Raw genomic sequence first — 25691 nt, forward strand, 5'->3', positions numbered from 1 at the left:
TATGGAGCTTAAACAAACATTGAGAGAATTCACGAAACAGGGGCGAGGGCTTTTGGCAACAAACTATTACAATGTGGAAACCTTACATGGTGTACTTAAGGCAGCATCCGATCTGAACGAACCTATTATATTACAGCTGACCAAAAGTTCCATTGATTATATGGGGTTAGAAACAGCGGTGAATTTAGGTCGCTCTGGACTTAAACAGTTTGGGGTAACGGGTTGGATACACTTGGATCACGGTGGTTCCGTAGAATTGGCACACAAATGCTTGGATGCAGGATTTGATTCTGTGATGATTGACGGAAGTGAACTCCCATTCGATGAAAATGTGGCTATCACCCAAGAAGTGGTAGAATTGGCAAAACAATACAAGGCCCATGTAGAGGCCGAGCTTGGCTTTGTGGCCAAATTAGGTCAATCTACCGAGGGAGCTGGATTTACACAACCCAATGAAGCCAAGGATTTTGTTGAAAAAACCGGAGTTGATGCTTTGGCCATCGCCATTGGTACAGCCCACGGATTTTACAAGAGCGAGCCTAAGCTTCAACTGGAACTACTGCAGGAAATCGCTTCTGTAACCCCTTCAACCTTGGTGTTACACGGTAGTTCGGGTGTTCCCCATGATCAGGTGCAGAAGGCCATTTCCCTGGGCATATGCAAGATAAACTTGGCTACAGAAATCAAGAACATCTTTATGAAAACACTCCAAGATAGATTAAGGAGTAATGAGGAAATCGACCTTAGAAAGGTCTTTCCAGTAGCTACTGAGGCTGTTACGGAATTGGTAAAGACCAAACTATTGATGGTAAAGAATGAAAACCATGCTACGACCATTCTTTGATGCGCATGTGCATCTGAATACAACAAGTGGGGAAAAGATGAAAATGGCCATTGGCCATGATGCCTATTTCTTGTCCATAAATACCGATATTCCCTTTTTTCCTTCTTTGGAAGAGCAAGAAAACACAGTTCATGAGTTGAACCAAGTTTTCAATGATCGGGCAGCTTATATATGTTCTTTTGATATGAAGCGATGGGGAAAGGAAGATTGGTTGCCAACTGTGTTGAAACAAATTCAACAGGGTATAGCCCGCGGTGCAAAAGGAGTGAAGATGTGGAAAAATATTGGAATGGATGCAGAACTCAGGGATGAAAATGGAAATTTTCTGATGTTGGATCATCCTGTATTTGACCCCATATATGAATACATTCGGGCCAATGATCTAGTTTTGATCGGCCATCAAGGGGAGCCCAAGAACTGCTGGCTACCCTTGGATGAAATGACCGTGGATTCGGATCGCAACTATTTTAGTGCCCATCCTGAATATCATATGTATCTTAATCCTGAATATCCTTCCTATGAAGCCCAGATTGTAGCAAGGGACAATGTATTGAGACGTCATCCTAAATTAAAGTTTGTGGGGTTGCACCTTTTCAGTCTAGAGTGGAATTTGGATGAAGTGGCCAAACGGTTAGATGATTTTCCAGAGACCATGACCGACCTTGCAGAGCGAATTTGTCATGTACAGTATCAAGCTGCAAAGGACCACAACAGAGTGAAGGATTTTTTTGTCAAGTACCAGGACAGGATCATTTATGGCACCGATGTGATTGATGATGGTTCGCTATCGGCACAGGAAGTGGCAGATAGATTGGAACATTTGTGGAAATTCCATTGGGATTTCTTCGCAACGGACAATACTATGGAGGCACCGGAATTCGAGGGAAAATTTAAAGGCCTTGCCTTGCCCGATACGGTGCTGGAAAAAATATTTTATTCAAATGCAGTCAACACTTACGGGGTTCCCGGAGTCTGACAAATTAAAAAACCAACCTTATGAAAAACAACAGGAGAAATTTTATTCGTTCACTTTCCATGGCAGGAATTGGCGTAGCTGGGGCCAATGCATTGGTTTCTTGCAAAAATGAATCCTCATCCACCGCATTGGGAACAGAAGTAGCCGCAACGACAAAGGATTACGGAAAGCAGACATTTAATATGTCTGGTTATGCTGCACCTGCTCTAGAAACTGTTCGTATTGGTTTTGTTGGCCTTGGCATGAGAGGACCAGGAGCTGTTGGTCGCATTAGGCTTATTGAGGGTGTTGAAATCATGGCACTTTGCGATTTGATTCCTGAAAAAGTGGAAAAGGCTAAAAAATTGTTGGAAGACACCACACATACTCCTGACATGTATTCGGGAAGTGAAGAGGCGTGGAAAGAAATGTGCGACCGCGATGATATAGACTTAATTTACATTGCAACTCCGTGGGCACTGCACACTCCGATGGCTGTGTATGCCATGGAAGCAGGTAAGCATGTGGCTGTTGAAGTTCCAGCGGCCAAAACCATAGATGAATGCTGGCAGCTGGTGGAAACATCTGAGAAGACCAAGAAACATTGTATGATGCTTGAAAATTGCTGCTACGATTTCTTTGAATTGTTGACCCTTAATATGGCCCGCCAAGGGTTTTTTGGAGAAATCATTCATGGTGAAGGTGCTTACATCCATGACCTGGTGGGGCTTAATTTCAATAAGAAGGATGGATATGAAAATATGTGGCGCCTAAAGGAAAATGCATCACGTAACGGAAGTTTGTATCCTACGCATGGATTGGGGCCCATCTGCCAAATCATGGACATTAACAGAGGGGATAATATGGATTATCTTACTTCATTGTCCTCCAATGATTTCTCTATGCATCAAAAGGCGGTGGAGCTGGCCAAGGACGACCCTTTTTTCCAAGAGTATACTGATGATACCTTCAGGGGAAATATGAATACTACATTGGTCAAGACCAAGAAAGGAAAAAGTATCATGATCCAACACGACGTAAGTTCCCCTAGGCCGTATTCCAGAATACATTTGGTAAGCGGCTCCAAAGGCATTGCCCGTAAATGGCCTGAACCATCTAGAGTGGCCACTGGACATTCATGGTTCAGTGAGGAGGAAATGAAAGCCCTAGAGGAGCAATACACGCCCAAAATTGTGAAAAAGGTTGGTGAAATGGCTAAAAAAGTTGGCGGACATGGTGGAATGGATTTCATAATGGATTGGAGACTTATAGACTGTTTGAGAAATGGATTGCCCTTAGATCAAGACGTTTATGATGCAGCACTTTGGAGTGCCATTGCGCCTTTAAGTGAGCAATCTGTGGCCAATAGGGCACAATCCATTGATATTCCTGATTTTACCCGTGGTAGCTGGAAAAAAAACGCCCCGGTAGACATTTCTTTGGAAAAAGGAGCTACTACAGGGGTTAATATGAGTGTTTTGGGGTAGATATTCAATAGGAATTAATGGAGGTTGGTAGTTTTTGGTTATAAGATTAAAGTTATATTTGTTTTTATAGCTAACCGAAGCCAACAGAATTTTGATGAAAAAAACAGCATACCGAAGGGCCAAAATCCTTGAAGAACTGGATAAGGATGGACAAGTAAATGTCAATAAGCTCAGCAAACTCTTTGGTGTCAGCGAAGTCACCATTAGAAATGACCTGGATAAGCTCGAGAAGAATAATCTACTCGTCAGGGCCCATGGCGGGGCATTCAAGTCCAACAATATTGTTTTAACCTTCAGTCAGAAGAAAAAACTGAACATGGAGGTAAAGACCAAGATTGGGAAGAAGGCTGCATCAATTATAGAGGAAGGGGACACCATTATACTGGATTCAGGGACAACTACTTTTGAGATATCCCGATTTTTACGTGACTTTCAAAAGTTGACAGTTATTACCAATGCCCTTGATATAGTAAACAACTTGGCCCAGCAAGAAAATTTGGAAGTGTTTATGCCCGGAGGCTATCTCAAGGAGTTTTCAATGTCTTTGGTAGGTCCGTTGGCCGAGCGAAATCTAAAACAGTTGTCCTGCAATAAACTATTCTTAGGTGTTGATAGCATTAAACCGGATAAAGGTGTGTTCACCCATCATGTTGAAGAAGCCCAATTGAACCAGCTGATGATCAATTTGGCCGAAGAGGTAATTTTGGTATCCGATAGCTCGAAATTTGCCAAATCTGGAATGGCATTTATTTGCACCAGCAACCACATCCACAAATTGATTACGGACAGTGGTATTACAGAAGATCAGATTAAAGCACTTGAAAAACACAACGTTGAAGTTATTGTGGTGTAACTTTAATATATACAACTTAAAGGGGGTAGGTCTCAATCCAATATTTACCGATGATATGGAAACCGTTCCATCTGTTGGACATCGATACTTCCCATAAAACATAACTGGTCTGGGAATACTGTTAGCTAGCCGTTTTATTTTGAATTACGCTGTTTGAGGAACCACAGATTCCGGGCCCTACCGTTAGATATCCGTACACCTTTTATTTTCCTATCACCATCTCTGAAAAATTTCAGCACACTCAAAGGATATTCCCCTGTAAATAGGTCTTCTTGCTTTTGTTCGAGATATAATTTGCCATGCCTAATGTGGTGGGCATATAGTTTACCGTCTGAAAAATGGATGGTGTAGGCTGTTTGTATTTCAGGGCTATAATATGTGCCCACAAACTCTTCGGCATTTTTTGCATTCGACTTCAGGGGAGTGTATTTTTTAAAAATCAGAGGACCTCCACTGTTTCGGAGCATGGTCATTGTGTTTTTCTGAAAAGTAAGTATGGTTTTATTATCCCTGTCAATTGCTTCAAATCTGTCTATGTCCACTGGGATAAACTTGGAATTTCCATTGCCCAAGAATAGGGTGTCCCCACTTACTTCGATTTTTTGTTCCTGTAAGGTTACATCATCCCAATAATACCCTTCGTAAGATTTCATTTTGCTCTTTGAGATTTTCTTTGCGGATATAGAAATGGGTAGGGTAACATCTCCTAAGAGAATCTCTGCAATTTTGGAAACTTTGGAAGCCGGGCCCGACCTAGAAAAATTGGTGAGTGCTACAATACTGATTTCTTTTTCGGGAAATACAGCAACATTGGAACGGAACCCTCCAATGGATCCTCCATGGCTTATTCGTTTTTCCCCAAAAAAATCGTCCACATTCACCCCAAAGGCATATTGGTTATGACTGCCATCGTTGAGCGGGTCCATAGTTTCCATAAGTTCGAATGCTTTTTCCCAACCCGGAAGAGGTGCATAGAAATTTCTTAGGTATTTAAGAAGGTCAGCGGTTGTGGTGTGCATATTCCCAGACCCCACATAACCCCAATACTCCACTGCACGGTTAAACCCAGAGAAAGTTGAATTATACGAAGTAGCATTATTGGGGACCACTCGGTTATATTGGTCTTCTACATAGGTGTTTTCCATACCAAGGGGAGCAAAGATTTCTTGCTGCATGTAATCCACAAAAGTTTTTCCAGTAACCTTTTCAATGATATTTGCCAAAAACATATAACCCGTATTGCAATACAGGTATTCTGCTCCCGGCTCAAAATTTAATTCTTCCTGATCAACAATAATGCGATTTAAATCTGCATTGGTCTTGTAATCATCTCCTCGCCATCCTGCCAGGGCAAGAAGCGCGTGGAGACTCCTTAGCCCGCTGGTATGATGCAACATATGGCGAATGGTGATTCTTTGACCAAACTCTGGTAGTTGATCAATATAGTTGTCAATGGTGTCATCTATAGATAACCTGCCCTGTAAATGCAAGCGTACAATACCCAAGGCACTGAACTGTTTGGAAACTGATGCCACATTGTATTGGGTGCCAGGGGAGTTGGGCACCAAATATTCCATACTGGCCAAACCATACGCTTTGGAGAAAACCGTTTTGTCCCCTTGCATAATAGCGATGGAACCTCCAGGATGGTTGGGACGGTTCCATTCAAGAAACAGGCTGTCAATTTTAGCGGCTTTATCCGCAGGTAATTGGGCTGATGAGATTCCCCAGAAGAGAAAAGCTAGGAGGAAAAATGGATTGTAAAAAGTACGCATCATAATATTACTTATTGAATCCCGCTTCGGCCAAAGTGATCAATAGTGCCAGTTTAATGGATGCTGGTCCTGTTTCATCATTTAAATACCATTCGTGAAGGGAGTGTGCACCACCACCTTTTCCCCCCCGGCCAATACAAACGGAAGGGATTCCTTTTGATACGGGAATGTTGATATTGGTTGAACCACGCCCCAATTTAGGTTCTACGCCAAAATGCTCCGTAGCAGCCATCGTTTTTTGAATCAAGGGTAGAGAGGGAGAAAGTTCGCCAGAAGGACGATCTCCAATTTGAATCAATTCATAGGTGACCTCGTCTGTTATACCACTTGAATTATATTCCGAAATAGCTTTATCCACAGACAGTTTGAAGAGTTTTTCAATTTCGTCCAAATTATTGGGATGCAAGGCACGCATATCAACTTCCATCCAAGATTCAAAAGGAATTGAATTGACCGAAGTTCCTCCACCAATTCTACCTACATTAAAACTGGTTTTGGGAATGTTTCCAGAGGTATAGGTCCATGCATCCGATGAAAAAAGTGATATAACTTTACCAAGGGCATGGTGCGGATTGGCCAAGCCAAAATGACCCCACGAATGACCGCCTTTACCACGTACGATAACCTTGTATCGTTTAGACCCTAGTCCAGCGTTGCTTATTCGGCCTATATCACCACCATCAATAGCTATCCAAGAGTCTATGGGTAATCCAGATTCGTTGAACAGATATTTCATACCCCGAAGGTCTCCCAAGCCTTCTTCACCAACGGTTCCTACAATGAGCAGGTCTTTTTGGGTCTGGATTCCGGATTTGTTCATGGCTTTCAACATACTGATAAGCATAGTAAGACCACGGGTATCATCTCCAATGCCCGGAGCTTTTAGCGTATCACCAACTTTGGTTACACTTACATTGGTGCCTTCAGGAAAAACAACATCCAAATGGGCATCTATCCCAACAAAACCCGATTCTCCTGAAGTTCCTTTTCGCAACCCGATTACATTACCCACCTTGTCTGTCCATAGACTATCCACACCTGCTGCAATGAGCATTTGGGCAAAGGCTTTGCCCCGTTTCTCTTCTTTGAAGGGAGGTGCCAAGATTTCGGTAAGGGTAACAAGGTCTTTCATGGTCTGTTCTTCCTGTTGATCAATATGACCGAAGGCGGCCTCGACCTTTTTAGACTTGACCAGTTTGGCAATTTCTTTAGTGTACTTCTTTTCGATATTGATGTTTTCCTGTGCTGAAATACAGGTTGACATAAGGGCAATGGCCACCATGGAAACTTTTACAAATGATTTCATACGTTCTATTCTGTTGTTTTTCGTAATACTTTACCGGATCGGATATCTATGAACTCACCGTTATCTACAGCCAAATTGCCATTTACTATAACAAAGGGAATACCCTCTGGATATTGATGGGGTTTCTCAAAGGTGGCTTTGTCTATAATAGTTTTGGGGTCAAAGATTACAATATCGGCTTTCAAACCTTCTTTAAGTTGTCCTCTGTCTGTTAGATGGAGACTTTGGGCGGGGGAAAGAGTCATTTTTCGGATAGCTTCCGATAGTTCCAAAACAGCTTTTTCCCGGGCATAATGGCCAATTACACGGGGAAAGGTGCCATACCACCTAGGGTGTGGATGTCCCATGCCCGGTTCTACCAGCCGACCATCCGAACCAATCATGGTCTGAGGGTGTTGCATGATCCGAATTACATCTTCTTCGGCCATGGCATGAAAAACACAGGAAGCCCCACCCTTGAGTTGGGCTTCAATAACCAGTTCTGCACCATTTTCAACGGATGGCTCCATTCCCTGTTGTTCAGCCCAGTATTTTAATGTTTTTCCTTCCAGTTCTGGTTGCCATTCCACTTTTGCGAATTGAATCCGGTCCAAATCCGAACCTCCACGATCATTGAGAATATTGAACACAATACCATTTCTAATACTGTCCCTAAGTATTGGATTTGCTGCTCTCTCCGTAAAGGCATCAAGACCACCTGCCATGGACCAACTGGGAATAAGAACCGAAATACCTGTATAGCTGGCGGCATAGGGGTATTGGTCCATTTTAATGTCCAATCCCTTTGCCCTTGCAGAATCTACCATGGCCAAGGTACGGACACTTTTTCCCCACATGGGTTTTCCAATGGCCTTGTGATGGGTAAGCACCACGGGAATGTTTGCCTTTTCGGAAATTTGTATGGCTTCGGCAACCGCATCAAAAAGACCCAATCCTTCTTCGCGAAGATGTGAAGTATAGATGCCTCCATATTTTGAAGCTATTTTGGACAAGGCAATGACTTCATCTACATTGGAAAAGGTGCCAGGCAGGTATTTGAGTCCTGTTGAAATCCCATAGGCTCCAGCTTGCATGGCACTATCCACTTGTGCTTCCATGGCCTGTTGTTCCATTTGGGTTGGGGCTCTATTCTCCAATCCCATAATGTTTTTTCGGATGGTATTGTGACCTATCAAATAGGCTACGTTCATGCCAACACCTTTATTTTCCAAACTGTCCATATATGACCCTAATGGCCATGGGGAACCTCCATCTGGTCCACCCAAGGCAGTGGTAACTCCTTGCCTTATTAAACTTTCGCAGGAAGATAGTTCCATAATTGGTTCCAGATGGGCATGCATATCAATGAAACCAGGGGAAACGGCCAGTCCCTGTGCATCTATGGTTCGGATAGCGTTGACATTTTTTAAATGGCCGATGGCCACGATAATCGAATCTTTAATGGCAATATCAGCTGTACTCGGCACTTCCCCTGAGCCATTATACAGAGTTCCATTCAAAATCACCAAATCATAGGTGTCTGTATTTGAGCAGGATAAAAAGAATAGGAAGCATAATCCCACACCTACTTTCTTGAAAATGGTTTGAAAGGGGTGAGTATTGGTTTTTTTAAGGTTATTCATGGTTATAATATGAGTGTGGAGGAATCCAGTCCCTTTAATTTGGCAAAGGCTTCCTGTAGTTTTAAGGTAATTGGTCCAATAGCACCAGAAGTATGGAACACATGCTCACCTAATTTAGAGATTGAAGCAATTTGGGTTGTGGTCCCGGTCAAGAATGCCTCATCCATAGAGGAAATTTTATCGGCTGGAATAGCCTTTTCCATCACGGTAATCTCCAAATCCCGGCACAGTTCCAATACAATTTTTCGGGTGATGCCGTCTAAAATATGTTCATTGGCCGGATGCGTATATACTTTTTCATCTTTTATAAAAAAGATGTTGGTATGGGAGCCCTCTGTAATTATGCCATCCCTGACCAATACGGCTTCATCCGCATTTTGGGTCATGGCAGCTTCATTTGTCATGATATTGCCCAATAGGGAAATGGACTTGATATCGCACCTGTGCCAACGAAAATCAGGTTGCAAAATAACCTGCATGTTTTTAGTATTGATGTGCGGAAGGGAAAAGGGTAGTGCGTACATCATAACTGTGGCAGGTACATCCTTTGGGTAAGCATGCTTTCTGGGTGCCACACCACGGGTTACTTGCATATAGATAAGGCAGGTCTTGTCGCCAAGATTGTAAGAATCAAGTAAAGGATTTATTTGGGCCTCTAAATGGGAAACATCATATGGGATGTTGATTTTGTCTAGGTTTTCCTGTAATCGGTCTAAATGTGCTTTCTTATAAAAAATGCCATTGCCCAATTGTACCATGACTTCGTAGATACCATCGCCAAAAAGAAATCCCCGGTCAAATACCGAAATATGGGCATCGTTACTTGAATAGATGGTTCCGTTCAGAAAAACTTTTTCTGGAAAATTACCTTTTGGGAGCATAGTTGGTGGTTGACATTAACTAGAATGCCATGTGAAGGTAACGGATATTTTTCTAAATAAAAACTGGATTTCATGCGGGTATTGGAATTGGTAAATATTAGATTTGATATCTTGCAATCTTCAAGGTAGCACTATAAAAATTGGATTAAGAAGTGTAAGTAGTATGGAGAAATTCTTTAGTGGTAAGAACGGAGTGGGTCATTTAGCAGTATTGGCCATTGTATTGGTTTTAGTGGGTTGTGGGCAGAAGGACAAAGAACAAAAGGAAAGAACGCAACCAAAGGTCGATAATACCCAAAATGCCCCTATAGTTATTACTGTTCCTCCTATTGAAACGCCAACCGGGATGGTTTGGATTCCAGGTGGGAAATTTGTGCAAGGAGCCAAAGAATCAGATAAAATGGCCATGCCCCATGAAAAACCGGCCCATGAAGTTTTGGTCAATGGGTTCTACATGGATGAACATGAGGTAACCAATACACAATTTGCCGCATTTGTGGAGGAAACCGGATATGTAACCGTGGCAGAACGGGAAATTGAGTGGGAGGAAATGAAGAAACAACTTCCCGAAGGAACGCCCAAGCCCCATGATTCCATTTTGCAGCCGGGTTCGCTGCTCTTCAAAAAAACAAAGTCCAGTGTGCCCAACCTTTACGATTACTCCCAATGGTGGCAGTGGGGTATCGGAACCAACTGGAAACATCCCAAAGGACCTAAAAGTACCATTGAAGGAAAAGAAAACCACCCCGTGGTACATATAGCCTATGAAGATGCAGTTGCCTATTGTGATTGGGCAGGCCGGCGATTACCCACCGAAGCGGAGTGGGAGTATGCTGCCCATGGCGGTAAGCAAGATGCCATTTTTTTCTGGGGGAACGATTTGGAACAACTTAGTTCACATGCGAACACATGGGAAGGGGAATTTCCGGTTGAGAACACCCTTTCCGATGGCTACGAGGAACGTGCCCCGGTGATGTCTTTCCCAAAAAACGGCTTTGGTCTATACGACATGGCCGGCAATGTTTGGGAATGGACCAGCGATTGGTATAACACGAAATACTATGCAGAAGTAAAAGCTAAGTCAGGAGTGGAATACAACCCTCAAGGTGCATCAAGACCCTACAATGCCACCAATCCATATGCCCAAGAAAAGATAATGAAAGGAGGATCTTTCCTATGTAGTGCTTCCTATTGTGCTAGTTATCGGATTTCGGCAAGAATGGCTACTAGTCTGGATTCCTCGTTGGAACATTTGGGATTTAGGACCGTTCTAGATACGGATATGATCAAAAAATAATTTTCAGTGATGTGATTTCATCCTGTTTTTGTGCAGAGTGGAACAAAAAGGAAGACTTTGTTTATCATTCTGTAAATTTCTTTGGTTTGTTTTGGTTTTTGCCGTACTTCATCAAAAAAAAAGAATTATGACCATTTTTGTGGATATGGATGAGGTTATCGCAGATACCTACGGAGCTCATTTAGAATTGTATAACATGGAGTTTAATGCTCAATTAAAACCCGAGGATTGCCAGGGCAAAGGGGTTAGGCAATGTGTGCCTGAACAACACAGACCTTTGGTGAAGGAGTATACAAGTCGTAATGGTTTTTTTAGAAACCTAAAAGTATTTCCAGATAGCCAAGAAGTTTTGCGGGAGTTGTGCAAGGATCATGAAGTATATATCGCCTCGGCTGCTATGGAATACCCTAATTCGTTGCGGGATAAATCGGATTGGTTGGATGAGCATTTTCCATTTATTCCTTGGCAGAAAAGAATTCTTTGTGGCGATAAATTTATATTGAAAGGTGATTTGCTCATAGATGACCATTATCGTAATCTTAAACCATTTGAGGGAAGAAAGATTATGTTCACTTCACCACATAACATCGATGTCACTGAGTTTGAACGTGTGGATAATTGGAGGGAAATCGCAGACAAACTTTTGTAAATTTGGGCATGCGTTGGCCTCAAGTCTTTTTTTGGACACTCTCGGCAGGAGTTTTTTTACTGATGCAAAGCTGTGCGGCGCAATCCCATTTGGTTGAAGGTGAACTGCAAACCGTAACCAAAGAGCAGTTGCAATATTATTTGTACTATCCAGAGAATTACTTTTCCAGTGATACCGAAAGATTTGGATTGTTGCTGTTTTTGCATGGAGGAGGGGAGTCTGGATTACCCTTTGAGGAGGTCAAGAAATACAATCCCCCTAAACTTTTACAGGAAGGCAAGCAGTTTCCTTTTCTGGTTTTGGCACCGCACAATCCCCATGAAAAGAAATGGTGGAATATTCAGGCGGTTATGCAGCTTTTGGATTCTGTAACAGCGGAGAATCGGGTCGATAAGAATAGGATATACCTTACTGGACTTAGCAGGGGAGGAAGTGCGGCATGGCAGTTGGCCACCCAATACCCTAACAGGTTCGCTGCCATGGCAGTGGTCTGCGGTATGGCACCTTTGCCTTATGCCCATTGGATAGATCAAAAAATGCCCATATGGGTGTTCCACGGAGATGAGGACGATAATATAAATGTTGAAGAGTCTGATGCCATGGTGGAAAAACTTAAAGAAATGAATTACGATGTTCGATATACGAGATACAAAGGAGTGGGACATAATGCATGGGACAGGGCTTATACCACAGATTCGTTGTATACTTGGTTTGCGGAACAAAAACGTATAAACTGATTTTTATGAGATATGGTGTACTTTTTCTGGGATTATGTATTCTTGCCAGTTGTAAAGAAAAGCCTGAAGAAACCAAAGTAGAAGAAGCAATTGAAGTAAAGACCGTAGTGCTGAAAGACTCAATTGTTCCCCAAGAAACTGAAATAAAGCTAAAAACTTTTGAAGGGTTGGCCGATACTACCTTTGTACGCCTGGCTGATTTCAGCAATGATTTCGCCTATGATATGAGGTATGCCACTGAAAACAATTTTCTCAAGACAAAAGTGTACGACTGTGCCGAATGTTATACCCGGGTAAAAACTGCCAAGGCTTTGATCAAGGCAAATGCAGATTTAATGAAAAAAGGGTTAAGGATTAAGTTTTTTGACTGTTATCGCCCCAATTCGGTACAGTACAAGATGTGGGAAATTTTTCCTAACCCACAATATGTTGCCAACCCTGAAAAAGGCTCCATTCACAATAAAGGAGGTGCGGTGGACATTACCTTGGAAGATTTGGAGGGAAATGAATTGGAAATGGGAACCGACTTCGATTTTTTTGGAAAAAAAGCCCACCATGATCACATGGATTTGCCCGAACAAGTTTTAAGAAATCGGAAGTTGTTAAAGGAAACCATGGAAGCACACGGGTTTTGGTCAATCAGGACCGAATGGTGGCATTATAATCTTTCAGCGGGATCCAATGATAAGGTGGCCAATTTTAAATGGGAGTGTAACGATTAAACTTTTCTGCAAACAATGCAGACCAATGAATTGGTAAGGTCTGTGCTAAAGAATAGATAGGTTTCCCCACCATCCTTGATCTTATGTTTTTTTCGTAGCTCCGCAACCGATAAGGGAAAGTTTCGGGTTGTGATATTGGCCTTGGTCTGCGCCATTCTTTTCATGGTTTTTTTGGAGTAAGGCAGAACCTCCTTAATGACAAATCTCCTGCCAGGAAATTCCACAAGGTTTTCCGAAGTGTACAAATGGGAGTGTGTATGGAGCTTTTTTACTTGATAATGGTGTCCCACGACCTTGAATCCTCCAGACTTTAAAATGGCCGCATTGGGTTCATATAAAAAGGTAAGGGGATTGCTAAACTCAGCGGTACATGATTTTTCACTCTCGTGCCCAAAATCAAAATGCATTTCATCATCCCGCGTTAGATTTATGGTTTTAATGGTTACACTTTTAGTGTAATCCTTTTCCAGTACATAAAGCAATTCCTTTACTTCGTTGTTAACAGCAACCACATGGATTTCCTTCACAAAACTGAGTTCCTCCAAGCCTTGGCCAAGATCCAAAATCGGCGAAACTTTGATCAAGATATTTTTGGTGTGATCAAATAAAAGGGGAAGATGTTCGGGTATGTTGGGTAGGCAATCCTTCAACAGAAAAACCTTTCCAATATGTTCATTTCGTCTAGACGGATCTATATAAATCCAATCATATTTTTTAGGATGGTTTAGTATATAATGAATACCATCTTCAGATATGCAATTGATGTTGCTTTGACCTAAAACCTTAAAATTATATTGAGCAATTTCACTGAGTTGTTTGTTGATTTCACAATGAAAAAGCACGTCTATTTTTTTTGAAAAAAAGTAGGTGTCCACACCAAATCCGCCAGTAAGGTCCAACAGGTTTTTTCCTTCCACTAAACTTGATTTATAACCTGCTGTTTGTTCTGAACTTGTTTGTTCAATATTGAGTTTGTTGGGGTAAAATATGTTAGGGGTAGAGAACCAAGTTGGAAGTTTATCCTTGCATTTTTTCTTGGCTTCGAGTTGCTCAACCAGTTCTTTTTGGGATACCCCATCAAAAAAGGGTTTTTGGAGCAATACTGACATCATGTCAGCATTCCAATTTTCTTCTATAAAAGATTGAACACCAGTATTTAATATCAATTTATTCAAACTGATACTATAAATTTTTAGTCAACTTTTTTACAAAGGAATATTCAGCTAAAAATTCCTTTAAAATCACCTTGATTGCGGTATATCCGGGGACGGCTACCACCATACCCACCACTCCAAAAAGAAGTCCGGCAATAATGATCACCAAGAATATTTCCAACGGGTGTGATTTTACACTTGTAGAAAAAATAAAGGGCTGAGAAAAGAAATTATCAACCAGTTGACCAATGGCCAAACCAATTAAAACGTACATGGCCTTGGGCAAGATAACTGTGCTGAAATCTGCACCCAAAAAACTGGTCATGGTAAGGGTCACCATGATGACCCCACCTATGATGGGACCAACATAAGGGATGATATTGAAAAGGGCACAGAGGAAAGCAATGACTATAGCGTTTTCCACCCCAACAATCAACAATGCAATGGTATAAATCACAAAAAGAATAAACAGCTGAAGAAGGATACCTGCAAAATATCTTGAGAGCAATCCATTGATCTTATCGATGGATTTCACCAAATTGTTTTCCTTGTCATCGGGCACAAAAGTGAGCATCCCATTTTGGAATAATTTACTGTCCTTTAAAAAGAAAAATGAGATAAAGAGAACGGAAAACAATCCAATGCTAAAATTACTCAGGACATTCACAAATGAATTGAGAAAGTTGGGGATGAACCCCAAGTCTAGACCTTTTAGAAAACTTTCTTCCAGATGGGACTCCTCCACCAAGCGCTCGACATTTCCTGTGGTGGCTCCAAAATATTCCAAAATCTGAAAATACAATTTGTTGATGTCCTCCTTTAAAGCGTCAATGTCCAATAAGGAGAGGTTTTTACTCTGTTCCGAGATCAAGGGCACAAAAAGTGCCAATATGCCCATAAAAATAGCCAGCATAAATACCATGGTGGCTATTACAGCAAGCGTGTTGGGAAACTTTAGTTTTCTTCGCAAGAAAAGAACAACAGGCCTGCCCAACAATGCAATTACGGACGCAATGGCCAGATAGGTGATAACGGATTGTATCTTGTACAGGAAATAGCCCAAAAGAAGCACTCCTGCAATTACGGCAACGGCCCTTAGGATTCCATTGGCTATGGTTTTTGAAGTCATAGATTAGCTTTTAAAGGCGTATTCAACGATGTTGGAGCCCATTTGCAAGGCTTTCAACCGCACTTCTTCAGGGTCGTTGTGAACCGACGGGTCTTCCCAGCCATCACCCAAGTCGCTTTCAAAAGTAAAAAGCAACACTAGTCTCCCCTTGTCAAAAATCCCAAAGGCTTGGGGTCGCTTTCCGTCGTGTTCATGTATTTTGGGTAACCCATTCGGAAATTTAAATTTTTGGTCAAAAATAGGATGGTCTGCACCTAATTCTTCCAATTGCTTATCGGGAAACACTTTAAGCAATTCCCTTTTTAGATAGGGTTCCATTCCGTAATTGTCATCAATGTGTAAAAAGCCGCCGGATAGGAGATAGGCCCTAAGATTTTGTGCTTCCTCATCAGTAAAAAAGACATTGCCGTGTCCGGTCATATGAAGAAAAGGATATTTAAAGAGCGTAACACTTCCTGCTTCTACGGTTTCGGGCTGTGGATTGATTTTGGTGTCGATGGCATTGTTACAAAACGCAATAAGATTGGGAAGTGCAGTAGGATTGGAATACCAATCTCCACCACCTCCATATTTAAGGATTGCCATTTCTTGGGCACCCACAGTGCCCATCACAAAAAAAGTTAAAATACAACCTAGTTTGGTAAGTTGTCCCATGAGTTTGCGATTAACCAACTACTCAAAAGTACGGTATTCATGATTAAAAAGGTGATAATTGTTTCATTTGCGTGTTTTGGAATGTCTTTAATGGCACTATATACGGCAAGGACAAAAAAGGTTTCTAATCCACCGCCTATGGAATTTATAGATACCCCAGTCGTGGTTTTGGAACTTTTTACATCCCAGGGTTGTTCTAGCTGTCCGCCTGCCGATGCGCTTTTGGATAAAGTAAAATTGGAGTTTCCAGATGAGGTTTTTGCATTATCATATCATGTGGATTATTGGGATTACATTGGTTGGAAAGATCCATTTGCCAAGTCGGGCCACGCCAAAAAACAACGGGAATACAATAGTAAATTTGGTTATGATGGCAATTATACACCCGAAATGGTACTTAATGGAGTTATCCATTTTGTAGGTTCGAACGAAACAAAACTGTATACTGAAATCAATGCCCATTTGAAAGGTAAAGCACAAAATGGGGTCCAAATCGGAAAGATTGCATCAGAAGCAAACAAGATTTTGTTTGATTATTCTGTTACGGGGAGTTTAGATCACAAATTGTTGCGTGTTGTTTTGGTAATTGATGAACGTATTACCGAGGTGAAACGTGGTGAAAACCGGAATAGGACCTTACGCAACAGTAATATTGTGGTCCATGAAAAATACTTGGACTTGGAAGCGTCTTCTGGGGCCGATTCCATTACCATTCCCAATGTGGTTTCAAAAACAGACAATCTTACACTGGTTGTATTGGTGGAAGCAGAGAATTTAGAGGTCACTGGAGCCGCTAAGGCACCTATCCATCACTAACTATTTATAATTGAAACCGTGGTGCAGGCCACAATGGCTGCGGTCTCTGTACGTAACCGATTGTTTCCCAGTGAGATTGGTCTATACCCCTTTTTGCGGGCCAAATCAATTTCTTCTTTGGAAAAGTCTCCTTCCGGGCCAATAAGAATGGTAGCGTCCATGTCGGCGATAACCTTTCGTTTGAGCTCCATTTTTTCACCATCATCACAATGCGCAATGAACTTGAGCCCGGTTTGTTCTTGTTCCAAAAACGTTTTAAGGGATATAGCTGGATTCAATTTTGGTAAAACGGTCTGTAAGGATTGCTTCATTGCAGATTGCAATACCCGTTCCATACGGTCCAGCTTGACCACTTTTCGTTCTGAATGATCACAAATGACAGGAGTGATTTCATCAACACCAATTTCAGTGGCTTTCTCTAAAAACCATTCATAACGATCGTTCATTTTTGTGGGTGCTACGACCAAATGCAGCGTGTATCTTTTGGGAATGGATTTATGACTGGATATGATCGAAGCCTTGCATCTTTTCTGGTCAGCACTGATAATTTTGGCCTCAAACCGGTATCCTTTTCCATTGGTGATATGGAGAATATCCCCTTCCTTTTTCCGTAGGACTTTTACAATGTGTTTGCTTTCATCCGAAGGGAAAGTGAATTGAGTGGCACTATTGTCCAATGAAGGATTGTAAAAAAGTTGCATAGGCTATAGCTTGCTTTTGGCGTGTTCCAGACCTAGTTCTATCCATTGGTGCATTTGTTCCTCAGTTGCAAAGCCGTTCGAAGAGACAAAAACAAATTCTTTCATGGGTTTCCCGGTAAAATCCATGGGACGTACAAAATTTTGGGAAAGCACGTGTTCCATTTTCTCTCCGATTACCCGTACCATTAATTCATCTTTTACAACACCGACAGTCATTTTTCCGAGGTAAAGAAAGGCAATCCCGCCGAACATTTTCTTTTCGGTAAAATCTTCTGGAAATAGCTCCAAAAGGTGTTGTATCCTACGTGCTGTTTCTTCGTTATAGGCCATGTGTCGGGGTTATACTTTTCCCAAATATCCGAATAATCCGTGAATCTAGGGAGGGCTTAGCTCCCAATTGCATACCGGGCCTTGGCGGCCACACTTTGGTTTGTGAAATCCCCTTTTAAAAACTTCAGGTACCCCACAATACCGATCATGGCGGCATTGTCTGTGCAATATTCAAACTTTGGGATGTAGGTTTTCCATCCCATTTTTTCTTCAGCTTCCTTGAGTCGAGCACGTATTCCGGAATTTGCCGCTACGCCACCCCCAATGGCAATTTCTTGGATTCCGGTCTGTTCAACCGCCAGGGTCAATTTGTCCATTAAAATTTCTAAAATAGTATACTGTACTGAGGCGCAGATATCATTGATGTTCTCTTCCACAAAGGCTGGATTTTTTTGTGTCTCCCGTTGAAGAAAATAAAGAATACTGGTCTTTAAGCCACTAAAACTGAAATTGAGTCCATCCACCTTGGGTTTCGGGAATTCAAAGGCATTTGGATTGCCTAACTTGGAGTACTTATCTACCAACGGGCCTCCAGGATACGGTAAGCCCATAAGTTTGGCACTCTTATCAAAAGCTTCGCCCACCGCATCATCCAAGGTTTCACCTAGAATTTCCATATCAAAATGGTCACAAACTTTTACAATTTGTGTATGCCCACCACTAATGGTCATTCCCAAAAACGGGAATTTGGGAGGTGTCTTATCTCCATCTTCAATAAAATGTGCCAATATGTGGGCTTCCATGTGGTTCACTTCAATTAAGGGAATGTTCAATCCCAATGCCAAAGACTTGGCAAAAGAAGTACCCACAAGCAGGGAACCCATAAGTCCAGGGCCTCGTGTAAATGCTATGGCAGATAGTTGTTTTTTATCGATATTTGCTTTGGCCAAGGCCTGATGTACCACTGGAACAATGTTTTGTTGATGTGCCCGTGATGCCAACTCAGGGACAACGCCGCCATATTGCCTGTGTATTTCTTGTGTGGCCACCACATTGCTCAGTACCTTTGTATTGCATAAAACGGCAGCTGAAGTGTCGTCACATGAAGATTCTATGGCAAGGATATAATTTTTTTTGTCTGTCACTGTTTTTGGAACAAAAATTGGTCATCAAAGGTAAAACATAAAGCCCTATCAAAAAACTTCGCAAAATAGTAATACGATCCCTGTTGGCCTTGGTGCTTTTATTGGTCTTGGGCTCGCTTATTTTGTCCATGCCCGTGGTGCAGACAAAGATTGCAAAGTATGCCACAGATTCCATAAATACGGAGTTTGGGACCAATATTCAGATTGATCGGGTCAGCCTGTCGCTTTTTACGCTCAACGCAGGTATCAAGGGAATCTATATTGAAGACTATAAAAAAGACACCTTGGCTTATATCCATAAGTTGAGCACCTCCATATTGAATATCCGCAACATGGCTAATGGTACGTTGGAGTTTGGGGATATGGAAGTGGATGGAATCATTTTTGACCTAAAGACCTATGAAGGGGAAAAGGATACCAATCTAGATGTTTTTGTAGCGAAATTGGACGATGGTAAACCTAGACCGCCAGGAACACCGCCCTTTTTTATGTCATCCGATGAAATCCAAATAAATAGCGGTAGGTTTCGATTGATTGACGAGAACCTTGAATCGGAAGAAACCCTGAATTTTTCTGAGTTGAAAGTGTTGGTGCGCGATTTCCAGATTTTGGGCCCCAAGGTAACCCTTAGAATAGAGGACTTGTCCACATTGGCAAAAAGAGGAATCAGACTTAAGAAACTCGTAACAGATTTCACCTATACCAAGGAGCAGATGCGGTTTGACTCCCTTCTTATCGATACGGAGGAATCCGAGATCAAGGGAAATCTTGTCTTTAATTATGACAGGGAAGACTTTTCCGAATTTTTGGATAAGGTGAACATTGAAGCCCAATTTGATGAATCCAGTGTGGCCCTCAATGATGTCAATGCATTTTACAACGAATTTGGTAAGGACAGGGTGGTTACATTTTCAGGGCAAATGGGTGGGGTACTCAATCAACTTGAGGTGAATGACCTGTATGTGCATATGGAGAACACAGGTATTCATGGAGATTTTGTGTTCAGCAATATTTTTAGTGAGGAGGCTCCATTTGTTATGAAGGCCGATTTGGACAATCTTACTTCCAGCTATTATCAGCTAAGGGCCATCCTGCCTAATATTTTGGGTAAGAACATACCAGCTTCGGTACAAAAACTGGGGCAGTTCACGGTTCGTGGAGATGCAGAGGTCACCGAAACTTCCTTGGATGCAAGGGTAAATCTCAATACGGCTCTTGGGGACAGTTATGTGGATTTACAAATGACCAACATCCAGACCATAGACAATGCTTCTTATATTGGGTTTATTTCGCTCATAGATTTTGATTTGGGTGATTTTGTGGACAATAATAAGCTCGGCCATACATCAATGGATGTAAATGTTGAAGGAAATGGGTTTATTGCCGAGTACTTGAACACGGAAGTCATTGGCGAAGTATACAAACTGGAGTACAACAATTACGAATACAACAACATAAAGGTTTCCGGGATTTTAAAGGAACAACTGTTTGATGGTACTTTGCTTTGCAATGATGAAAATTTCCGATTCGATTTTAAAGGTTTGGCTGATTTTGGCGGTACGGAGAACAAATTCAACTTTATTGCTGCCGTGGACTACGCCGATCTTAAGGAACTCAATTTTATTGATGACAGCATTTCCATATTCAAAGGTCATGTGAATATGGATATTGAAGGAAGGACCTTGGATGATATGGTGGGTCAAATGCGTTTTTCCAACACCACCTATCAAAATATAAATACCACCTATTATTTTGAGGATTTTGCCGTCTTTTCATCGTTTGATCGAGATACGGTCCGAACCATAGAGATCAATTCACCGGACATCATTACAGGTTACGTTAAGGGGAAATTCAAGGTCAATGAGGTAGGTCAATTGGTTCAAAACTCCGTAGGAAGCATATATACCAATTATAAACCCTTTGAAATTTCCGAAGGTCAGCATTTGGACTTCAATTTTAAGATTTACAATAAGATCATCGATGTTTTCTTCCCCGATCTGGTTTTTGGACCCAATACTTTCATGCGGGGTAGCATCATTGCGGATGAAGGGGATTTTAAGCTCACGTTTAAATCGCCCAGCATAGAGGCCTTTGAAAATAAGTTCGATAATGTTGAACTCAAGGTGGACAATAAAAACCCGCTCTTCAACACCTTTGTTTCTGTAGAGGATATGTCAACGGTTTATTATGATATCAAAGACTTTAGCCTTATCAACACCACACTAAAGGATACGCTTTTCTTTAGGACCGAATTTAAAGGAGGCAGCGAGTACAATGACAGCTATAATCTGAATTTCTATCACACCTTTAATGAAAACAACAGATCTGTAATTGGACTTAAAAAGTCTGATATTAGTTTTAAGGGAAATAAGTGGGTGTTAAACAAGGACGGTAACAGCAAGAACAAGGTCATCATCAACAAAACCTTGGACAGCATAATTATAGAGGACGTTGTCATGGACAACAACAGCCAAGAACAGATCAGACTGCGTGGTGAGCTTGCAGATTCCACATACAAAGACCTTGACCTTCAGTTTAAGATCGTATCCTTGAACAAGATCACACCGGCTATTGATAGTCTTAAGTTAAATGGCGCAGTGGATGGGTTCCTCAATATTTTACAGAAAGACGGTAAATATTTGCCAACGTCCAGTCTTAACATAAAAGATTTTAGTGTCAACGATATCCGTTTGGGAGATTTGGAAGTAGGCATTTTTGGGAACAATAACCTTACCCAGTTTGGGGTAAGCACATGGTTGAACGATAACGGCAAAGAGAAAATGAGCATCAATGGCAAGGTGACCAATATTAACAATCAACAGCAATTAGATCTTGCCGCCAATTTCACCGATTTTAGTTTAGAACCCTTTAGCCCATTGGGTGATGGGGTTATTTCCAACATAAGAGGGAGTATAATCGGTAGTGCCAAGATTACGGGCGATTTATACAATCCTTCAATCAATGGATCTTTAAGCTTGGTCAATGCGGGCCTTGGGATTCCATACCTTAATGTGGATTACAATTTTGCACCCTATTCCCGCGTCCGTCTTTTTGATCAGACCTTTTATTTTGAAAACGTAGGACTTTCCGATGTGGCGGAGGGGACCAAAGCAACTCTGGATGGGACCATTAGCCATACCGGTTTTTCGGATTGGTACCTTGGGTTGGATGTGGACACCAAGAACAACAGGTTTATGATCCTGAACACTGATTTTGATGAGGAGTCGCTCTACTACGGACAAGGTTTCATCAATGGCACGGGAAGCATTTATGGTTCAACCGATGCCCTCACCATTGCTGTGGATGCCACAACAGCCAGAGGGACGTCCCTAAAGATTCCATTGAGCGATGTAACCAGTGTGGGAGACTATTCGTTTATCAATTTCATAGAAAAAGGAGGATCTAATTCTTTCGAAGAAGAGCGGGTGCTACAGGAATATCAAGGTTTGGAAATGGCTTTTGACTTGGCCGTAACACCAGAAGCCGAGGTAGAGATAGTGGTGGACAGGGGCACGGGAAGCTCATTAAAAGGTACGGGGGAAGGAATTTTGTTGATAGAGATCAATACCAACGGAAAGTTTAACATGTATGGGGAATTCGTAGCGGTAACCGGAGAGTATAACTTTAAATACGGAGGAGTCATCGATAAAAAATTTAAGGTACGACCGGGAGGGACCATTCTTTGGGAGCGAGACCCCTTGGCAGCACAATTAAACTTAGAAGCCGTCTATTCCCTTAATGCCAACCCCGCTCCGCTTTTGGATAACTCAGGTTTTTCAGGAAGGATCCCAACAGAGGTAATTGTTCGTTTGGATGGAGAGCTGGAAAGTCCAAACATTAATTTTGATATTGATTTTCCGGGCACAAGCTCGGTAGTACAGTCTGAACTACAGTATAGGCTGCAAGATCCAACCGTAAAGGAGCGAAATGCATTTTTTCTCTTGGCCCAAGGTACTTTTGTGGATTCGCAATCAGGGATTAATCAACAAGCCGTGACAGGGAACCTGATCCAAACTGCTTCAGGGCTGTTGAATCAAATTTTGGGAGGAGAGAATGACAAGTTCAATTTGGGCGTGTCTTACGAGCAAGGTCTATTGGACCCTGAGGCCAGTACTCGGACCGAAAACAGGATTGGGGTTACAGTTTCCACACAGATTTCAGATAAAATTCTGGTGAACGGAAGAGTAGGGGTGCCCGTTGGTGGAGTTTCAGAGACCGTTGTTGCCGGAGATGTGGAGGTGCAGGTACTCTTGAACGAGCAAGGGACCTTGAGTGCCAAGATTTTTAATCGGGAAAATCAGATACAAAGATTTTTGGCCGAAAGGCAAGGATACACCCAAGGTGTGGGACTATCGTATCAAGTAGATTTCAATAGTTTTAAGGAGTTGATGCAGAGAGTCTTCAAAAAGAAAGAAAAAGAACCGGAACGTCCAAGGCAAATAGAGACTCAAGAAGTCATGGGCCAAGATAGTTTGATCCGCTTTTTACCCAAGAAAGATTCTCCCTCAAAAGGCAGAAAATAGCCTTGTATTTTTTCACGCAATTCGATTAATTCTTTACGAAAACGTTTGAAAAAATGGATGGAAGTAAATAAATTATTAAGGCATCCATATTTTAAATAAAGTTTCCTAGTTTTGACCCTTTAAAAATTTGAATGGCTTCTGAAATTAAGAAAATAGGGGTTTTTACCTCTGGGGGAGACGCTCCTGGGATGAATGCGGCAATTCGTTCTGTTGTCCGTACATGTGCGTATCTCAAAATTGAATGTATAGGTATTTACCGAGGGTATCAAGGTATGATCGAGGGTGATTTTAAGGCCTTGGATGCCCGTAGTGTGAACAATATTATAAATAAAGGCGGGACCATCCTAAAATCTGCCCGTTGTGAAGAGTTTAGAACAAAGCAAGGAAGGCAAAAGGCATACGACCAATTGGTAAAAGAAGGCATAGATGCCTTTGTGGTTATTGGGGGTAATGGCAGTTTTAACGGAGCCATGCTTTTTAATGAGGAATTTGGTTTTCCCGTGATGGGAATTCCAGGTACCATAGACAATGATATTTTAGGATCTTCCTATACCATTGGTTTTGATACAGCCATCAATACAGTAGTTGAGGCGGTTGATAAAATACGGGATACGGCCAGTTCCCATAACCGTTTGTTCTTTGTAGAGGTAATGGGAAGGGATGTGGGCCATATCGCCCTAAATGCGGGAGTTGGTGCTGGTGCAGAAGAGATTTTGATCCCAGAGTTGAATTTAGGCCTTGAGCGTTTGGTGGAGTCCCTTAAGCGAAGTAAAAAATCCGGAAAATCCTCCAGTATAGTTATTGTCGCTGAAGGTGATAAAATAGGGAAGAACGTTTTCGAGCTTAAAGAATATGTAGAAGAGCATTTACCCATCTACGATGTAAGGGTATCTGTTTTGGGACATATGCAAAGAGGAGGTAATCCAACATGTTTTGATCGTGTCTTGGCCAGTAGAATGGGTGTAAAGGCAGTGGAAAGCCTGTTAGAGGGCAAATCCAACTTCATGGTAGGGATAAAAGACACCAAATTGGTGCTTACCCCAATTGCCGAAGCAATCAAGGCGCATACAGAAATAGACCAAGAACTCATTAGAGTTTCAGATATAATGACAACATAATTTAAAAACAAAAAGGAGAGAAAATGTCAAAATTGAAAATAGGAATCAACGGATTCGGTAGAATTGGAAGGTTGGTGTTTCGTGCAACCGTAAAAAGGGACAATGTGGACGTAGTTGCGATCAACGACTTGCTGGATGTGGAACACCTGGCCTATTTGTTGGAGTATGACTCGGTTCACGGTAGATTCGATGGAACTATCGAAATTAAAGATGGAAATCTTATTGTAGACGGAAAAACCATTAGAATCACTGCTGAGCGCGACCCCAAGAATTTAAAATGGGATGAGGTTGGTGCTGATGTTGTAGCTGAATGTACAGGTATCTTCACCACTTTGGAAACCGCTCAATATCACATTGACGGAGGTGCCAAGAAAGTTGTTATTTCTGCACCATCAAAAGACGCTCCTATGTTTGTAATGGGAGTTAACCATCAAGATGTTAAAGCTTCGGATACCATTATATCCAACGCTTCTTGTACCACCAACTGTTTGGCTCCTTTGGCCAAGGTACTTGATGATGAGTTTGGAATTGAGGAAGGGTTAATGACCACGGTTCACGCTACTACAGCTACACAGATGACCGTAGATGGACCATCTAGAAAAGATTATAGAGGAGGAAGAAGTGCTCTCTTGAACATTATTCCTGCCGCTACTGGAGCCGCCAAAGCGGTAACCAAGGTTATTCCTTCTTTGGAGGGAAAACTTACCGGTATGGCCTTTAGAGTGCCTACTGCCGATGTATCCGTTGTGGATTTAACGGTTCGTTTGGAAAAAGAAACCTCCTATGAGGAAATCAAAAAGGCATTCAAAAAAGCGGCCGATGGTGAATTGGCCGGTGTTTTGGGCTATACGGATGAAGCTGTGGTTTCCCAAGATTTTGTGGGCGACACCAGAACGAGCATCTTTGATGCAGAAGCTGGGATTGAACTAAATTCCAAGTTTTTCAAAGTGGTATCATGGTATGATAATGAGACCGGATATTCCCATAAATTGGTAGACTTGGCCGAATACGCCGCGAGCCTTTAATTTAGTATCTTGCATATAGGTCCAAAAG

22 protein-coding genes are annotated in these 25691 nt (G+C 41.9%); 12 read left to right on the forward strand and 10 right to left on the reverse strand.

Annotated features, from left to right (window positions below):
- Position 1 precedes the first annotated feature (1 nt).
- The 4 genes from EZV76_RS13350 to agaR all read left to right on the forward strand — a co-directional run bounded on the left by EZV76_RS13350 (position 2) and on the right by agaR (position 4139).
- Positions 2–844, forward strand: a complete 843-nt coding sequence (locus tag EZV76_RS13350; protein WP_136567069.1) for a class II fructose-bisphosphate aldolase — start codon at positions 2–4, stop codon at positions 842–844.
- Positions 825–1820: an amidohydrolase family protein gene (locus EZV76_RS13355; RefSeq protein ID WP_136567070.1), complete on the forward strand. Its 996-nt coding sequence runs from the start codon at positions 825–827 to the stop codon at positions 1818–1820. Before EZV76_RS13350 ends, EZV76_RS13355 begins: the two co-directional genes overlap by 20 nt.
- Before the next feature lie 20 nt (positions 1821–1840).
- Positions 1841–3286, forward strand: a complete 1446-nt coding sequence (locus tag EZV76_RS13360) for a Gfo/Idh/MocA family protein (protein WP_136567071.1) — start codon at positions 1841–1843, stop codon at positions 3284–3286.
- Positions 3287–3380: 94 nt separating this feature from the next.
- Complete coding sequence (gene agaR / locus EZV76_RS13365) at positions 3381–4139, forward strand: transcriptional repressor AgaR (RefSeq protein ID WP_136567072.1); 759 nt, start codon at positions 3381–3383, stop codon at positions 4137–4139.
- Positions 4140–4273: 134 nt separating this feature from the next.
- On the opposite strand, the gene EZV76_RS13370 is transcribed toward agaR, so the two are convergent.
- From EZV76_RS13370 to EZV76_RS13385, 4 genes are read right to left on the reverse strand one after another with little or no spacing between them, the layout of a single operon-like run.
- Complete coding sequence (locus EZV76_RS13370) at positions 4274–5917, reverse strand: serine hydrolase domain-containing protein (protein WP_136567073.1); 1644 nt, start codon at positions 5915–5917, stop codon at positions 4274–4276.
- 4 nt (positions 5918–5921) lie between these two features.
- Positions 5922–7220, reverse strand: a complete 1299-nt coding sequence (locus EZV76_RS13375; RefSeq protein WP_136567074.1) for a M20/M25/M40 family metallo-hydrolase — start codon at positions 7218–7220, stop codon at positions 5922–5924.
- A gap of 5 nt (positions 7221–7225) precedes the next feature.
- A complete protein-coding gene (locus EZV76_RS13380) occupies positions 7226–8842 on the reverse strand; it encodes an N-acyl-D-amino-acid deacylase family protein (RefSeq protein ID WP_136567075.1) in 1617 nt (538 codons plus the stop codon).
- A gap of 2 nt (positions 8843–8844) precedes the next feature.
- Positions 8845–9723 (reverse strand): aminotransferase class IV, encoded by an 879-nt coding sequence (locus tag EZV76_RS13385; RefSeq protein WP_136567076.1) that lies wholly within the window; start codon positions 9721–9723, stop codon positions 8845–8847.
- A 163-nt stretch (positions 9724–9886) separates the two neighbouring features.
- Between EZV76_RS13385 and EZV76_RS13390 the strand changes: the two genes are divergently transcribed.
- The 4 genes from EZV76_RS13390 to EZV76_RS13405 all read left to right on the forward strand — a co-directional run bounded on the left by EZV76_RS13390 (position 9887) and on the right by EZV76_RS13405 (position 13128).
- Positions 9887–11020: a formylglycine-generating enzyme family protein gene (locus EZV76_RS13390; RefSeq protein WP_136567077.1), complete on the forward strand. Its 1134-nt coding sequence runs from the start codon at positions 9887–9889 to the stop codon at positions 11018–11020.
- Positions 11021–11147: 127 nt separating this feature from the next.
- Complete coding sequence (locus EZV76_RS13395; protein WP_136567078.1) at positions 11148–11669, forward strand: 5' nucleotidase, NT5C type; 522 nt, start codon at positions 11148–11150, stop codon at positions 11667–11669.
- An 8-nt stretch (positions 11670–11677) separates the two neighbouring features.
- The gene (locus EZV76_RS13400; RefSeq protein ID WP_136567079.1) at positions 11678–12406 is read left to right on the forward strand and encodes a carboxylesterase family protein; all 729 of its coding nucleotides are present in this window, start codon (positions 11678–11680) and stop codon (positions 12404–12406) included.
- A 5-nt stretch (positions 12407–12411) separates the two neighbouring features.
- Entirely contained in the window at positions 12412–13128 is a 717-nt protein-coding gene (locus EZV76_RS13405; RefSeq protein ID WP_136567080.1) for a M15 family metallopeptidase, read from the forward strand.
- On the opposite strand, the gene EZV76_RS13410 is transcribed toward EZV76_RS13405, so the two are convergent.
- The 3 genes from EZV76_RS13410 to EZV76_RS13420 are packed head-to-tail and all read right to left on the reverse strand — an operon-like array spanning position 13125 to position 16065.
- Positions 13125–14303, reverse strand: coding sequence for a class I SAM-dependent methyltransferase (locus tag EZV76_RS13410; RefSeq protein ID WP_136567081.1), 1179 nt, complete (start codon positions 14301–14303; stop codon positions 13125–13127). The genes EZV76_RS13405 and EZV76_RS13410 overlap by 4 nt on opposite strands.
- A gap of 7 nt (positions 14304–14310) precedes the next feature.
- Positions 14311–15411, reverse strand: a complete 1101-nt coding sequence (locus EZV76_RS13415) for an AI-2E family transporter (RefSeq protein WP_136567082.1) — start codon at positions 15409–15411, stop codon at positions 14311–14313.
- A gap of 3 nt (positions 15412–15414) precedes the next feature.
- Complete coding sequence (locus EZV76_RS13420; protein ID WP_136567083.1) at positions 15415–16065, reverse strand: DUF4159 domain-containing protein; 651 nt, start codon at positions 16063–16065, stop codon at positions 15415–15417.
- A 138-nt stretch (positions 16066–16203) separates the two neighbouring features.
- Here EZV76_RS13420 and EZV76_RS13425 point away from each other — a divergent pair, with 138 nt between their 5' ends.
- Entirely contained in the window at positions 16204–16881 is a 678-nt protein-coding gene (locus tag EZV76_RS13425; protein ID WP_161594421.1) for a DUF1223 domain-containing protein, read from the forward strand.
- On the opposite strand, the gene EZV76_RS13430 is transcribed toward EZV76_RS13425, so the two are convergent.
- From EZV76_RS13430 to tsaD, 3 genes are read right to left on the reverse strand one after another with little or no spacing between them, the layout of a single operon-like run.
- On the reverse strand, positions 16878–17582 hold the full coding sequence (locus EZV76_RS13430; RefSeq protein ID WP_136567085.1) for a 16S rRNA (uracil(1498)-N(3))-methyltransferase: 705 nt from the start codon (positions 17580–17582) through the stop codon (positions 16878–16880). The two genes, EZV76_RS13425 and EZV76_RS13430, sit on opposite strands and share 4 nt — an antisense overlap.
- A gap of 3 nt (positions 17583–17585) precedes the next feature.
- Positions 17586–17912, reverse strand: a complete 327-nt coding sequence (locus tag EZV76_RS13435) for a TfoX/Sxy family protein (protein WP_136567086.1) — start codon at positions 17910–17912, stop codon at positions 17586–17588.
- A 56-nt stretch (positions 17913–17968) separates the two neighbouring features.
- Entirely contained in the window at positions 17969–18997 is a 1029-nt protein-coding gene (gene tsaD, locus EZV76_RS13440) for a tRNA (adenosine(37)-N6)-threonylcarbamoyltransferase complex transferase subunit TsaD (RefSeq protein ID WP_136567087.1), read from the reverse strand.
- Positions 18998–19125: 128 nt separating this feature from the next.
- Between tsaD and EZV76_RS13445 the strand changes: the two genes are divergently transcribed.
- From EZV76_RS13445 to gap, 3 genes are all read left to right on the forward strand, one after another.
- Entirely contained in the window at positions 19126–23520 is a 4395-nt protein-coding gene (locus EZV76_RS13445; protein ID WP_201741871.1) for a translocation/assembly module TamB domain-containing protein, read from the forward strand.
- A gap of 131 nt (positions 23521–23651) precedes the next feature.
- Positions 23652–24638, forward strand: coding sequence for a 6-phosphofructokinase (gene pfkA / locus EZV76_RS13450; protein ID WP_136567089.1), 987 nt, complete (start codon positions 23652–23654; stop codon positions 24636–24638).
- A 23-nt stretch (positions 24639–24661) separates the two neighbouring features.
- The gene (gene gap, locus EZV76_RS13455) at positions 24662–25663 is read left to right on the forward strand and encodes a type I glyceraldehyde-3-phosphate dehydrogenase (RefSeq protein WP_136567090.1); all 1002 of its coding nucleotides are present in this window, start codon (positions 24662–24664) and stop codon (positions 25661–25663) included.
- Positions 25664–25691 lie beyond the last annotated feature (28 nt).

The sequence above is a fragment of the Flagellimonas alvinocaridis genome (assembly GCF_004916895.1).
Classification (GTDB): Bacteria; Bacteroidota; Bacteroidia; order Flavobacteriales; family Flavobacteriaceae; genus Flagellimonas; species Flagellimonas alvinocaridis.